Raw genomic sequence first — 13,934 nt, 5'->3', positions numbered from 1 at the left:
ACCCGGAAGTTAAGCCTGCCAGCGCCGATGGTACTGCAACCGAGAGGATGTGGGAGAGTAGGACGCCGCCGGACAAATATTGGCTCAGGGCCAGCACCTCGTGTGCTGGCCCTGAGTTCTTTTTCGCCGCATCTCCTGCCCCAGCGGTCGGTCGACGTGCCGTCGTTCGTCCCCAGGCGGGCTGCTCCCGTGGGTTCTCCACAGGAGCGGGCGGTGCCGGGCCTCGCTGGCGCACCCGCGGCGCACCATGGTCTCGACAGGACGGGCGGTCGCGCTCGTCACGACGAGATCTCGGGAGGTGGCATGGCGATGGCGGTCGACCAGGTGGCGGGCGCTGCGGCGCCGGAGGCGGTGGCCAACACGGTGATGCTGAGCGGACGGGTCGCGGCGGACCCCGAGGAGCGGGTGCTGCCGAGTGGCGACCGGCTCTGGACCTGTCGCGTGATCGTGCCGCGTCCCCAGGTGCGGGTGCTCGCCTCCGGGCGCAAGGGGCCCTCGGTCGATGTCGTGGACCTGGCCGGCTGGTCGGCACGGGTGCGGCGATCGATGCGGACCTGGCGCGCCGGCGACGTGGTCGGCGTCGAGGGGGCGTTGCGGCGCAGGTTCTACCGCTCGCGCGGCCAGACCGCCTCGCGGGTCGAGGTCGAGGTCACCGCGGCCCGGGTGCTGCGTCGCGCAGCGAGCGGATGAGCACGCCCAGGCTGGGCTTGGGCTGGAAGGAGGTCGCCTTCTCCGGGAGCAGCCGGTCTGCCTCGGCGATGCGGAGCACGAGCTCGACCGACGGGGCCGGCATCAAGACGGCGATGGCGTCGACGCGCGCCCCGCCGAGCGCCTCCTCCACCGTGTGGTGGTAGGCGATGCCCGTGGGGCCGTGCGGGAGTGCCGGCACGATGCGCCGGTGGAGCGTCTCGACCGCTGCCTCGTCCGGGCCGTTGCCGAGGCGCACCACGGCCCAGCGCTCACCGTCCGTGGCGGCGATGTGGGTCGAGGAGAGCGCCTGGACCGCTTCGGGCTGGGGGCGCGCGCGGTACTCGAGTCCGAGTGTCTCGGCGGCGTCACGAAGGTCGTCCAGCGAGGTGCCGCCGAACGTGCGGTGGATCGGCCCGAGGAACAGCGGCGTGTCCGCCTGGTCGACGAGCATCGCCAGGCCCAGATCGGTGGGACGGGGCTCGGTCGGGCCGGCGACCCGCCGACGCTGGAGCCGCAGGTAGGCCGCATAGCGGTGGTGGCCGTCGGCGATGAGGGCGCGGCCCTCGGCGAGCTCGGTGGCAATGTCCGCCAGCGTGTCGGGGGAGCGCTCCGCCCAGATCCGGTGCTCCTGGCCCCCGCGGTCGGTGAAGGCGTGATCCGGGTCGCGGCGGGCGATCTCGGCCAGGAGGGCGCGCAACCGGCGGCTGCCGTGATGCACGAGGAGGATCGGTGCCGGGTTGAGCTGCATCTCGTCCATGCGGTCGGCCAGCTCGTCGGCCTGCGCCGGATGGATGCCCTCATGGGGCAGGACCGCGCGGTCCTCGGGCCGGGCGGCGCGCCGGGAGACGTCGAGCGCGCCGACCAGGCCGCGCACCGTCATCCCGTTGGCGCTGTACTCGTGCAGGTAGAGCGCCGGTTCGGTGTCGGCGGTGACCAGGCCCCGCGCCTGCCAGCGCTGGAGGCGCGCCGAGACGTCCCTGTAGGGCCGGGCGAAGGCGCGTCCGGTGATCGGGTTCCCGACCCGCGCGGGCGTCAGCATGAGGGCGGGGAACGGCTCGAGACGCAACGGCCCGGCCACGTACGGCGGTGTGACCAGGGCTGTCGCGTCCATCAGGGCATCGTACGGAGGCCGTGGTGGCGCGAGGTGGCATGGTGGTGCCGTGTTGCTCACCTCGACCGCACCCCTGGCCGACGTCTACGACCTCGCGATGCTGGACCTCGACGGAGTCGTCTACATCGGACAGCACGCCGTGGACGGGGCCGCGGGACACTTGGCTCGGGCCCGGGAGGCGGGCATGCGCGTCGCCTTCATCACCAACAACGCCTCCCGCTCGGCCGAGGTCGTGGCCGAGCACCTCCGCGACCTCGGCGTACCCGCCGAGCGGGACGATGTGGTGACGAGCGCCCAGGCGGCGGCGCGCCTCCTGGTCGAGCGGTTCGGCGCGGGCGCTCCGGTGCTGTGCCTGGGCGGGCCGGGACTGCGGTCCGCACTCGCCGAGGTCGGACTGCACGCCGTCGACGGGGACGCCGAGGCGGTGGCGGCCGTGAGCGGGTACGGCCCGGACCTGCTGTGGCGCGACATCATGCAGGCGGCGGTGCGGATCCGCGACGGCTTGCCGTGGCTGGCGAGCAACACCGACCACACCATCCCGACGACCTACGGCGTGGCTCCGGGGCACGGGGTCCTGGTGGACATGATGCAGCGGTTCACCGGCGTGACGCCGCAGGTGGCGGGCAAGCCGGCCCGTCCGCTGCTCGACGAGACCGTGCGCCGCGTGGGCGGCCGGCGACCGCTCATGGTCGGCGACCGGCTCGACACCGACATCGAGGGGGCACACAACGCGGGCGTCGACGCCCTGCTGGTGCTGACGGGCGTGACCGGGCTGCGCGAGCTCGTCGCCGCGGCGCCGATCGAGCGGCCGGCCTACATCGCGCCCGACCTCGGCGGGCTGACCGTGCCGCACGGCGCGCCGCAGGATCTCGGCGACGGACGCTGGCGCCTCGGCGGGTGGACCGGGCGGGTCGCCGGCGGCCGGCTCGAGATCGAGCGGACCGGCGCGGACGCGTCCGCCGCCGACTGGTGGCGCGTGGCGGCCGTGACCGGGTGGGACCACCGGGACCGGAGCGGTGCGACCCCGGACGTCGCGTCGGCACGGGTCCCCGAACCGGGTCCGGTGGCGCGGTAGCCTCACGTCATGACCGAGGTAGGTGTTCCGGCGCCGACGCCCACCGGCATCGATGCCGTCGACCGCGTGCTCGACCTCGTCGCGGGGCTCACCGAGCGTCCGATCGAGGAGCACGCGCGCGTGTTCGAGGAGGCGCACGGCGAGCTGCGGCGGACGCTCGACGACCCGCCCGCCGCACCGTAGTGCCGCCGCGCCGACTGCGCCTCGACGCGGAGCTGGTCCGCCGCGGGCTGGCGCCGTCTCGTGAGCGCGCCGCCCAGCTGATCGCCGACGGTCGGGTCAGGGTCGCCGGATCGGTCGCGTCCAAGGCGGCCACCGGTGTGACGACCGACGTCGCCATCGTGGTCAAGGAGGGCGAGCATGGGCCGGACTACGTCTCGCGCGGCGCCCACAAGCTCGTAGGAGCGCTGGCCGCCTTCACCCCGCTCGGGCTCACGGTGAGCGGTCGGCGCTGCCTCGACGCGGGCGCGTCGACGGGCGGCTTCACCGACGTCCTGCTGCGCTCGGGAGCGGCCGAGGTGGTCGCGGTCGACGTGGGCTACGGGCAACTGCACTGGTCGCTGCAGCAGCACGAGCGGGTGATCGTGCACGACCGGACCAACGTCCGCACCCTCACGACCGACGACATCGGCGGTCCGGTCGACCTCGTGGTCGGCGACCTGTCCTTCATCTCGCTGACGCTGGTGCTCGACGCCCTGCTCGGGGTCACCCGGCCCGACGGCGATCTCGCCCTCATGGTCAAGCCCCAGTTCGAGGTCGGCAAGGACCGGCTCGGCAAGGGCGGGGTGGTCCGCGACCCGGAGCTGTGGGTCGAGACGGTGCTCGCGGTCGCGCGGGCGGCCGCGGATCGCGGCTGGGGCGCCCGGGCGGTGACGGTGAGCCCGCTGCCGGGCCCCTCGGGCAACGTCGAGTTCTTCCTCTGGCTGCGCCGGGGGCCGGCCGCCGTGGCGGACGAGGAGCTCGCCGCGGTCGTCCGGCGCGGCACGTCGGACGCGGATGAGAGGGTGGGCCCATGACCTCAGCGACGACCGACGCGCCCCGGCGGGTGCTCGTGCTCGCCCACACCGGGCGCAGCGAGGCCCGCGAGGTCGCGCGCGCCTTCGTCAAGGAGCTGACCGGCCACGGCATCGTCGTCCGGCTGCTGCGGCACGAGGCCGACGATCTCGACCTGGCGCCGGAGGACTACGTGCCCTCGGTCGAGCTCACCGACTCCGAGTCCGACGCGAGCCACGGCTGCGAGCTGACGGTGGTCCTCGGTGGCGACGGCAGCATCCTGCGGGCCGCCGAGGTCACCCATCAGCGGTCGACGCCGGTGCTCGGCGTCAACCTCGGTCACGTCGGCTTCCTCGCCGAGGCCGAGCACGAGGATGTCGCGGCGACGATCGACGCGATCGTCCACCAGCGCTACACCACCGAGGACCGGCTCACGCTCGACGTCAAGGCGTACGTCGACGGGCGACTGGTCTACTCGACGTTCGCCGTCAACGAGGCCAGCGTCGAGAAGGCCGCCCGGGAGCGGATGCTGGAGGTCGTGGTCGAGATCGACGACCGGCCACTGTCGCGATGGGGCTGCGACGGGGTGGTCTGCGCGACGCCGACCGGCTCGACGGCCTACAACTTCAGCGCCGGCGGGCCGATCGTGTGGCCGCAGGTCGAGGCGCTGTGCATCGTCCCGCTGAGCGCGCACGCGCTGTTCGCCCGGCCGATGGTGGTCGCGCCGTCGTCGGTCATCGCGATCGAGGTCCTGGAGGGCAACCAGGGCTCCGGCGTGCTGTGGTGCGACGGTCGGCGCAGTGTCGACCTGCCCCTCGGGGCGCGGATCGAGGTGAGCCGGGGCGAGCGCCCGGTCCGCCTGGTGCGCCTGCACCAGGCGCCGTTCACCGACCGGCTGGTGGCCAAGTTCGGGTTGTCCGTCGAGGGCTGGCGCGGCGCGGCGGAACGGCGCCAGCGCCGCCACGGCGGATCCGCGACGACAGGAGATGTCGGGTGATCGAGGAGATCCGGATCAGCTCGCTGGGGGTCATCGACTCCTCGACGCTGGAGCTCGGCCCGGGCCTGACCGTCATCACGGGTGAGACCGGTGCCGGCAAGACCATGGTGGTCACCGCGCTCGGTCTGCTGCTCGGCGGGCGCGCCGACAGCGGCGCGGTCCGCGCCGGCGCGAAGCAGGCACGGGTCGAGGGACTCGTCGCGGCCACCGCGCTGCCCGGCCTGGTCGCCGCGGTCGAGGAGGCCGGCGGCGAGGCCGAGGACGACGGGGTCGTGCTGGCGCGCAATGTGAGCGCTGAGGGCCGGTCCCGGGCCTTCGCCGGCGGTGCCGCCGTGCCGGTCGCGACCCTGGCCGGCCTCGCCGAGCCGCTCGTCGCCGTGCACGGCCAGTCCGACCAGCACCGGCTGCTCAAGGCACAGACCCAGCGCCAGGCACTGGACCGGTTCGGTGCCCTGGAGGAGGTGCACGCCGCCTACGCCGAGGTCCATGACCGGCTCGTCGCCACGGAGCGCGAGCTGGCGGAGGTCACCGCCACGGCCCGCGAGCGCGCCCGCGAGGCGGACCTGCTGCGGTTCGGCGTCGACGAGGTCGCCGCGGTCGCGCCCCAGCCCGGCGAGGACGCCGAGCTGGCGGCCGAGGAGGCGCGTCTCGGGCACGCCGACACCCTGCGGGGCGCGGCCGAGCAGGCGCGGGAGGCCCTCTCCAGCGAGCACGGATCGCCCGATGGGCTCGCGGCGGTGGCCGCGGCACGCGCCCTGCTCGAGGGCGTCCGCGATCACGACCCCGAGGCGGCTGCCCTGGCCGACCGGGTCGCCGAGGTGAGCTACCTGCTCTCCGATGTCGCGGCCGACGTCGCGTCGTACGCCTCGGGGGTCGACACCGATCCGGCGCGCCTGGCGGCGGTGTCGGAGCGCCGAGCGGCGCTGACCGGCCTCACCCGCAAGTACGGCGAGTCGATCGACGAGGTCCTGGCCTGGGCCGAGCGGTCGGCGATGCGGCTGATCGACCTCGACTCGACCGACGACCGGATCAAGGAGCTGACCGCCGAGGCGACCAGGCTCCGGGCCGACCTGGCGACGGCGGGCAGCAGGCTCAGCGAGGCGCGGGTCGAGGCCGCCGGCCGCCTCGGCGCCGCGGTCTCCGAGGAGCTCACGCTGCTGGCGATGCCGCACGCCGTGGTGACGATCCGGGTCTCGCCCCGTGCGACGGAGCAGCCGGCCGACCCCGCGCACCCGCCGGCCGACGTCCTGCGGGTGGGGGAGCGCTGGGTGCGCTTCGGGCGCAGTGGGCTCGACGACGTCGAGTTCCTGCTGGCTGCCAACACCGGCTCCGAGCCGCGTCCGCTGCACAAGGGCGCCTCCGGCGGCGAGCTGTCGCGGGTCATGCTGGCGGTCGAGGTGTGCCTGGCGGGCACGAGCCCGGTGCCGACGTTCGTGTTCGACGAGGTCGACTCTGGCGTCGGCGGCGCCGCCGCGGTGGAGATCGGGCGGCGGCTCGCGACGCTCGCCGAGCAGGCCCAGGTCCTCGTCGTGACCCACCTGCCCCAGGTCGCGGCGTTCGCCGACCGGCACGTGCTGGTCGAGAAGTCCAGCGACGGCTCGGTGACCAGCTCGGGGCTGGTGACCCTCGACGACTCGGGGCGCGAGCGTGAGCTGTCCCGCATGCTGGCGGGCCTCGCCGAGTCCGACACCGCGCTGGCCCATGCCCGGGAGCTGCTCGAGCTCGCGCGAAACGCCCCGCGGGCACCGTGAAACTCCCCGGCATGACGTAGGATGGAATCCCGTGAACATGGCGTCCCCCTACGGTCAGACACAGCGCGGGCAGAATCAACAGGCAAAGCACGTCTTCGTCACCGGAGGTGTCGCCTCCTCGCTGGGCAAGGGGCTCACCGCCTCCAGCCTCGGCCGGCTGCTGCGCTCGCGCGGGCTGCGGGTCACGATGCAGAAGCTCGACCCCTACCTGAACGTCGACCCCGGGACGATGAACCCGTTCCAGCACGGCGAGGTGTTCGTCACCAACGACGGCGCGGAGACCGACCTCGACATCGGCCACTACGAGCGCTTCCTCGACACCGACCTCAACCAGATCGCCAATGTCACCACCGGGCAGGTCTACTCCTCGGTGATCGCCAAGGAGCGCAAGGGCGAGTACCTCGGCGACACGGTCCAGGTGATCCCGCACATCACCAACGAGATCAAGGACCGGATCCTCGCGATGGGGTACGGCGAGCCGGTCGATGTGGTGATCACCGAGATCGGCGGCACGGTCGGCGACATCGAGTCCCTGCCGTTCCTGGAGGCCGCGCGCCAGGTCCGCCACGACATCGGCCGCGACAACTGCTTCTTCCTCCACGTCTCGCTGGTGCCGTTCATCGGCCCCTCCGGGGAGCTGAAGACCAAGCCCACCCAGCACTCCGTCGCCGCGCTGCGCCAGGTCGGCATCCAGCCCGACGCCGTGGTCTGCCGCGCCGACCGTGAGCTGCCCGAGGGCATCAAGCGCAAGATCTCCCTGATGTGCGACGTCGACCAGGAGGCCGTCGTCACCGCGGCCGACGCGCCGTCGATCTACGACATCCCGAAGGTGCTGCACCGGCAGGGCCTCGACGCCTACGTCGTGCGCCGGCTCAACCTGCCCTTCCGCGACGTGGACTGGACGGTCTGGGACGACCTGCTCCGCCGGGTGCACCACCCGAAGGAGGACGTCACCGTCGCGCTGGTCGGCAAGTACATCGACCTCCACGACGCGTACCTCTCGGTGACCGAGGCGCTGCGTGCCGGTGGCTTCGCGCACGAGGCGAAGGTGCACATCCGCTGGGTCGCCTCCGACGAGTGCGAGACCCCGGCCGGCGCGACCAAGCACCTCTCCGACGTCGACGCGATCTGCGTCCCCGGTGGCTTCGGCATCCGCGGCCTCGAGGGCAAGCTCGGGGCGCTCACCTACGCGCGGACCCACGGCATCCCCACCCTGGGGCTGTGCCTGGGCCTGCAGTCGATGGTGATCGAGTACGCCCGCACCGAGCTGGGACTCACGAAGGCCGGGTCGACCGAGTTCGATCCCGACACCCCGGAGCCGGTGATCGCCACGATGGAGGAGCAGAAGTCGATCGTCGAGGGCGCCGGCGACCTCGGCGGCACGATGCGCCTCGGCCTCTACCCGGCACATCTCGCGCCCGGCACGATCGCGCGCGAGGTCTACGGCGCCGAGGTGATCGAGGAGCGGCACCGCCACCGCTACGAGGTCAACAACGCCTACCGTCCGCAGCTGGAGAAGGCCGGCCTGGTGTTCTCCGGGCTCAACGCGGAGCTCGACCTGGTCGAGTTCGTCGAGCTGCCGCGCGACGTCCACCCCTACTACATCGGCACCCAGGCGCATCCCGAGCTGCGCTCCCGGCCGACCCGCCCCCACCCGCTGTTCGCCGGCCTGGTCGGCGCCGCCATCGAGCGGCAGCGCGAGACCCGGCTCGAGATCGACGACTCGAACCTGCACGCCGAGCCCGTCGAGACCGCAGCCGAGCAGTGAGCCCACTGCGCGACGTCCCCGAGTCGTGGCCGGTCGAGGACAGTACCGACCTGCATCGCGACGACTGGGTGGTCGCCTTCCGCTCCGACCGGATCCGGCGGCCCGGCGCCGTGGACGAGGAGCCGTTCCGCCGCCTCGTGCTCGAGCACCCCGGCGCGGCCGTCGTCCTGGCCGTCGACGACGAGGACCGGGTGCTCTGCCTGCGGCAGTACCGCCACCCGGCGCAGCACCGCCTCGTCGAGCTCCCGGCGGGCGTGATCGACCACGAGGGGGAGGACCCCGAGCAGGTCGCGCGGCGCGAGCTGCGTGAGGAGGCGGCGCTGTCGGCCGAGCGCTGGACCCACCTGCTCTCGACGCTCAGCTCGCCGGGCTACTCCGCCGAGCGGATCCACTACTACCTCGCCGAAGGGCTGGCTCCCGCGGACCGCGGAGACTTCGTGCTGCGGCACGAGGAGGCCGACCTCGAGACCTTCTGGGTGCCGTTCCCCGAGCTCGTCGACGCGATCCTCGCCGGTGACGTCACCGACGGGCCGGTCGTCCAGGCCGTCCTCGCCTGTCACCTCCTGCGGGAGCGGCGCTCGCGGGCGTAGATTGCCCGGTATGCGCATCGGCGTGCCGAAGGAAGTCAAGAACCACGAGTACCGCGTCGCCATCACGCCGGTCGGCGTCCACGAGCTGGTCGCCCACGGGCACGAGGTCATGGTCCAGGCCGGCGCGGGGGAGGGGTCCTCGATCAGCGACGCCGACTATGCCGCGTCCGGGGCGAGGATCCTGCCCGACGCCGACGCGGTCTGGAGCGCGGCCGAGATGGTGCTCAAGGTCAAGGAGCCGGTCGCCGAGGAGTACCACCGGATGCGGGAGGGGCAGGTGCTCTTCACCTACCTCCACCTCGCCGCGGACAAGCCGTTGACCGACGAGCTGCTCGCGCGCCGGGTCACCGCGATCGCCTACGAGACGGTGCAGCTGCCGTCGGGGGCACTGCCACTGCTCTACCCCATGTCCGAGGTCGCGGGCTGTCTCGCGCCGCAGGTGGGTGCCTACTCCCTGATGAGGGCCCAGGGCGGCCGCGGGGTGCTCATGGGCGGGGTCGGCGGCGTGGCGAACGCGAAGGTCGTGGTGATCGGCGCCGGGGTCGCCGGCCAGAACGCCGCCAACATCGCGCTCGGCATGGGGGCGGACGTCACGCTGCTCGACACCGACCTGGACAAGCTGCGGATGTCGTTTTGGCGCTACAACAACCGGGTGCACGGCCTGGCGTCGTCCCGGCTGGCGATCGAGCAGCAGGTCACCGAGGCCGACCTGGTCATCGGGGCGGTGCTGATCCCCGGGGCAGCGGCGCCGAAGCTGGTGTCCAACGAGCTGGTGTCACGCATGAAGCCGGGCTCGGTGCTGGTGGACATCGCGGTGGACCAGGGCGGCTGCTTCGAGGACCCGCGTCCCACGACGCACGCCGACCCGACCTACCAGGTGCACGGCTCGACGTTCTACTGCGTGGCGAACATGCCCGGCGCGGTGCCGAACACGTCGACCTACGCGCTGACCAACGCGACCTTGCCGTACGCCGTCGCGCTGGCCGACCAGGGATGGCGCGACGCGTGCCGGGCGGACGCGAGTCTGGCGCTCGGCATCAACACCCACGCGGGCGTGCTCACCAACGCCCCGGTCGGCGAGGCCACCGGCATCGCGTCGGTCGCCGTGGCCGAGGCGCTAGCCTGACCGCGTGAAGGGCACAGGCGCGGTGGACCGGGCGGTCCGCACGTACCTGGACCACCTGAGCGTCGAGAAGGGACTGGCGGCGAACACGCTGACCTCCTACCGGCGCGACCTCCGGCGCTATCGCGCGTACCTCGCCGGCGTCGGGATCGACCGGCTCGACGACGTCACCGAGGCCACGGTCACCGAGTTCAAGACCCGGCTGCGCGAAGGCGACGGCGAGCACCCGCCGCTGAGCGCGTCGAGCGCGGCGCGCACGGTGGTCGCCGTGCGCGGCTTCCACAGGTTCGCGGTCGCCGACGGGCTCGCCGTCGCCGACCCGGCCGCCGGCGTCAAGCCGCCGACGCCCGCCAAGCGACTGCCGAAGGCCCTTCCGCTCGCCGACGTCGAGGCGATCCTCGAGGCGGCCGGGGCCGCGGACACCCCGCTCGCGCTGCGCGACCGGGCGCTGCTCGAGATCCTCTACGGCACCGGTGCCCGGATCTCCGAGGCGGTCGGCCTCGACGTCGACGACGTCAGCCACCTCGCCGAGCCGGCGCTCGACCCCGCCGACGCGACCCTGCTGCTGCGCGGCAAGGGCGGCAAGGAACGCCTGGTGCCGGTCGGCTCCTACGCGCGGGCCGCGCTGACGGCGTACCTCGTGCGAGGACGGCCGGCCCTGGTCGGGGTCGCGACCGGCTCGAGCGGCGCCGCGGCGCTCCTCCTCAACTCCCGCGGCGGCCGGCTCTCGCGTCAGTCGGCGTGGGCGGTGCTGGTCAAGGCCGCCGAGCGGGCCGGGGTGACCCGCGACGTCTCGCCCCACACGCTGCGGCACTCGTTCGCGACCCACCTGCTCGACGGTGGCGCCGACGTCCGCGTGGTCCAGGAGCTGCTCGGGCACGCGTCGGTGACCACGACGCAGGTCTACACGCTCGTCACCGTCGACAACCTGCGCGAGGTCTTCGCCACCGCGCACCCGAGGGCCCGCCATGGCTGACGCGTACGACCGGATCCTCGAGTATGCCGAGGGGCGCGGCCTCGAGCTCTACCCGCACCAGGAGGACGCGATCCTCGCGCTGCTGGCCGGCGACAACGTGGTGCTCGCGACGCCGACCGGGTCGGGCAAGTCGCTGGTGGCGATGGCGGCGGCGATGGGCGCGCTCGCCGACGACCGGGTGACCTTCTACACCGCGCCGATCAAGGCACTGGTGAGCGAGAAGTTCTTCGACCTGGTCGAGATCTTCGGTGCCGCCGACGTCGGCATGCTGACCGGCGACGTCGCCGTCAACGCCGACGCGCCGATCATCGCGTGCACCGCCGAGGTCCTCGCGAACATCGCGCTGCGCGAGGGCGACCGGGCCGACGTCGGCATGGTCGTGATGGACGAGTTCCACTTCTACGGCGAGCCCGGCCGCGGCTGGGCGTGGCAGGTGCCGCTCATCGAGCTGCCGCAGGCGCAGTTCCTGCTCATGTCGGCGACCCTCGGCGACACCACCGACCTCGCGGCCGACCTGACCCGGCGCAACGGGCGCGAGACGACGATCGTCGACCGGGCCGAGCGCCCCGTCCCGCTGGACTTCACCTGGTCGCTGGAGCCGCTGGGGGAGAAGCTCGAGGAGCTGGTCACCACCGGCCAGGGGCCGGTGTACGTCGTGCACTTCACTCAGGCGGCCGCGGTCGAGCACGCCGTCTCGCTGCTCAGCGGGCCCGGCCGGCTCGACACGGTGCTGCCCAAGGACCGCAAGGAGCAGATCGCCGAGCGGATCGCCGGGGTGCGCTTCGCCGCCGGGTTCGGCAAGACGCTCAACAAGCTGCTGCGGCAGGGGATCGGCGTCCACCACGCCGGCATGCTGCCCCGCTACCGGCGCCTGGTCGAGCAGCTCGCCCAGGCCGGGCTGCTGACCGTGATCTGCGGCACCGACACCCTCGGCGTCGGCATCAACGTGCCGATCCGGACGGTGCTCTTCACCGGCCTGGCGAAGTTCGACGGGTCGCGCCAACGCGTGCTGCGCACCCGGGAGTTCCTCCAGATCGCCGGGCGCGCGGGCCGGGCTGGCTTCGACACGGCGGGCTATGTCGTGGTCCAGGCGCCCGAGCACGTCATCGAGAACGAGAAGGCCAAGGCGAAGGCGGAGGCCAAGAACGCGGCGCTCAGCGATGCGAAGCGAGCGAAGCGAGCGAGCAAGCCCAACCTCAAGAAGCCGCCGGCCGGCACGGTCGTGTGGAGCGAGCAGACCTTCGCGAAGCTGGTCGAGGGCAGGCCCGAGCCGCTGAAGTCGCAGATGAAGGTCGACAACGCGATGCTCGTCAACGTCGTCTCCCGCGAGGAGGACGCGTTCCCCGTCATGCGGCGGCTGATGACCGACAACCACGAGGAGCGCCGCGGTCAGCTGCGCCTGGCGAAGCGGGCGGTCCGGCTGGCCCGCAGCCTGGTCACCTCCGAGGTGCTGACCCGGCTCGACGAGGTCGACGGGTTCGGCCGGCGCTACGTGCTCACCGAGGCGCTGCCGGAGGACTTCGCCCTCAACCAGCCGCTGTCGCACTTCGCGCTCGCGGTGCTCGACGTCCTCGACCCCGACAGCGAGACGTTCACGCTCGACGTCGTCTCGGTCGTCGAGGCGACCCTGGAGGCGCCCCGCCCGCTGCTGATGGCCCAGCGGCACGCCGCGCGGGGCGAGGCGATCGCGGCCCTCAAGGCCGACGGGGTCGAGTACGACGAGCGGATGGCCCTGGTCGAGGACATCACCTGGCCCGAGCCGCTGGACGACCTGCTCGAGCCGCTCTTCGAGACCTACCGTGAGCGCCATCCCTGGCTGGCGCCCGACGCGCTCGCGCCGAAGTCGGTCGTGCGCCAGATGTGGGAGCAGGGCATGGGGTTCACCGATCTGGTCTCCCGCTACCAGGTGGCCCGCTCCGAGGGCCTGGTGCTGCGCTACCTCACCGACGCCTACCGGGCGCTGCGGCAGACCGTGCCGGCGGCGTACCGGACCGAGGAGCTGGAGCTCCTCGTCGAGTGGCTGGGCGAGACGGTCCGGCAGGTCGACTCCTCCCTGCTCGACGAGTGGGAGGCGCTCAACGACCCCGAGCACGCGAGCCGCCAGGTCAGTCACCACGAGCCGCCGCCCCCGCCCCGGCCGCTCAGCCAGCAGGGCCGGGTCTTCGAGGTCATGGTCCGCAACGCGCTGTGGCGGCGCGTCGAGCTGGTCGCGCGCGACGACCTCGACGCACTGGCCGGCCTGGAGCCCGAGGGCTCCGAGATGACCTCGGACCGTTGGGATGCGGCACTCGACGGGTACTACGACGAGCATGAACGGCTCCTCACCGATGCCGATGCCCGCGGACCGGCGCTCCTCTCCGTCGACCGGAGCACGCCCGGGGAGTGGCGCGTCGTCCAGACCCTGCACGACCCCGAAGGCCACCACGACTGGGTCATCGAGGCCGTGGTCGACCTCGCCGCCTCCGACGAGGCGGGCGAGGCGGTCGTCCGCACGGAGGCGATGCGCGCCCTGGGCGGCTAGCGGCGCGCTGCTCGTCCTCGTCCTGTCCGGCTGCGCCGGCGACCAGGACCGCGACCGCGCCGTCGCGGACGTCGCTCAGCGCTTCCAGGCGGCGGTCGAGTCCGGCGACGGTGATCAGGCGTGCGGGCTGCTGGCCCCCGCGACGCGCGAGACGCTGGAGCAGGACGCGCAGGCGCCCTGCGCCGACGCGCTCCTCGAGGAGGACCTGCCGCCGGCGGGCGACGAGCTCGAGACGGAGGTCTACGCCACCGCGGCCCAGGTCCGCACCGGCACCGACACGGTGTTCCTCGGCCGCTTCGACGACGGCTGGCGCGTGGTGGCGGCGGGCTGTGCGGCAGC

General features: G+C 73.2%; 12 protein-coding genes and 1 rRNA gene. 12 read left to right on the top strand and 1 reads right to left on the bottom strand.

Features of this window, described 5'->3' with window-relative positions; all coding sequences use genetic code 11:
- Together rrf and ACPZVR_RS24685 are read left to right on the top strand one after the other, a co-directional pair.
- A 5S ribosomal RNA gene (gene rrf / locus ACPZVR_RS24690) occupies positions 1–74 on the top strand; the annotation flags it as partial.
- A gap of 235 nt (positions 75–309) precedes the next feature.
- Entirely contained in the window at positions 310–690 is a 381-nt protein-coding gene (locus ACPZVR_RS24685; protein ID WP_436702341.1) for a single-stranded DNA-binding protein, read from the top strand.
- Here the strand turns inward: ACPZVR_RS24685 and ACPZVR_RS24680 are convergent.
- A complete protein-coding gene (locus tag ACPZVR_RS24680) occupies positions 650–1,801 on the bottom strand; it encodes a DUF1015 family protein (protein ID WP_436702340.1) in 1,152 nt (383 codons plus the stop codon). The genes ACPZVR_RS24685 and ACPZVR_RS24680 overlap by 41 nt on opposite strands.
- 49 nt (positions 1,802–1,850) lie before the next feature.
- Between ACPZVR_RS24680 and ACPZVR_RS24675 the strand changes: the two genes are divergently transcribed.
- Genes ACPZVR_RS24675 through ACPZVR_RS24630 form a run of 10 tightly spaced genes read left to right on the top strand, consistent with a single transcriptional unit; the run spans position 1,851 to position 13,595 of the window.
- Complete coding sequence (locus tag ACPZVR_RS24675) at positions 1,851–2,876, top strand: HAD-IIA family hydrolase (RefSeq protein WP_436702339.1); 1,026 nt, start codon at positions 1,851–1,853, stop codon at positions 2,874–2,876.
- Between the two features lie 9 nt (positions 2,877–2,885).
- A complete protein-coding gene (locus tag ACPZVR_RS24670) occupies positions 2,886–3,059 on the top strand; it encodes a hypothetical protein (RefSeq protein ID WP_436702338.1) in 174 nt (57 codons plus the stop codon).
- Positions 3,059–3,892 (top strand): TlyA family RNA methyltransferase, encoded by an 834-nt coding sequence (locus ACPZVR_RS24665; protein WP_436702337.1) that lies wholly within the window; start codon positions 3,059–3,061, stop codon positions 3,890–3,892. Before ACPZVR_RS24670 ends, ACPZVR_RS24665 begins: the two co-directional genes overlap by 1 nt.
- A complete protein-coding gene (locus tag ACPZVR_RS24660) occupies positions 3,889–4,866 on the top strand; it encodes an NAD kinase (RefSeq protein ID WP_436702336.1) in 978 nt (325 codons plus the stop codon). Before ACPZVR_RS24665 ends, ACPZVR_RS24660 begins: the two co-directional genes overlap by 4 nt.
- Positions 4,863–6,617, top strand: a complete 1,755-nt coding sequence (gene recN / locus ACPZVR_RS24655; RefSeq protein WP_436702335.1) for a DNA repair protein RecN — start codon at positions 4,863–4,865, stop codon at positions 6,615–6,617. Before ACPZVR_RS24660 ends, recN begins: the two co-directional genes overlap by 4 nt.
- 37 nt (positions 6,618–6,654) lie before the next feature.
- On the top strand, positions 6,655–8,385 hold the full coding sequence (pyrG, locus tag ACPZVR_RS24650) for a CTP synthase (protein ID WP_436702343.1): 1,731 nt from the start codon (positions 6,655–6,657) through the stop codon (positions 8,383–8,385).
- On the top strand, positions 8,382–8,975 hold the full coding sequence (locus ACPZVR_RS24645) for an NUDIX domain-containing protein (RefSeq protein ID WP_436702334.1): 594 nt from the start codon (positions 8,382–8,384) through the stop codon (positions 8,973–8,975). The genes pyrG and ACPZVR_RS24645 overlap by 4 nt, the downstream gene beginning before the upstream one ends.
- Positions 8,976–8,985: 10 nt before the next feature.
- The gene (ald, locus tag ACPZVR_RS24640; protein ID WP_436702333.1) at positions 8,986–10,101 is read left to right on the top strand and encodes an alanine dehydrogenase; all 1,116 of its coding nucleotides are present in this window, start codon (positions 8,986–8,988) and stop codon (positions 10,099–10,101) included.
- Positions 10,102–10,105: 4 nt separating this feature from the next.
- On the top strand, positions 10,106–11,074 hold the full coding sequence (locus ACPZVR_RS24635) for a site-specific tyrosine recombinase XerD (protein ID WP_436702332.1): 969 nt from the start codon (positions 10,106–10,108) through the stop codon (positions 11,072–11,074).
- Positions 11,067–13,595: a DEAD/DEAH box helicase gene (locus ACPZVR_RS24630; protein ID WP_436702331.1), complete on the top strand. Its 2,529-nt coding sequence runs from the start codon at positions 11,067–11,069 to the stop codon at positions 13,593–13,595. Before ACPZVR_RS24635 ends, ACPZVR_RS24630 begins: the two co-directional genes overlap by 8 nt.
- Positions 13,596–13,934 lie beyond the last annotated feature (339 nt).

Origin of the sequence: Nocardioides segetis (assembly GCF_051390595.1) — a bacterium.
In the GTDB taxonomy this organism is placed as follows: domain Bacteria; phylum Actinomycetota; class Actinomycetes; order Propionibacteriales; family Nocardioidaceae; genus Nocardioides.
This window is presented reverse-complemented; position numbering and strand designations above follow the sequence as displayed.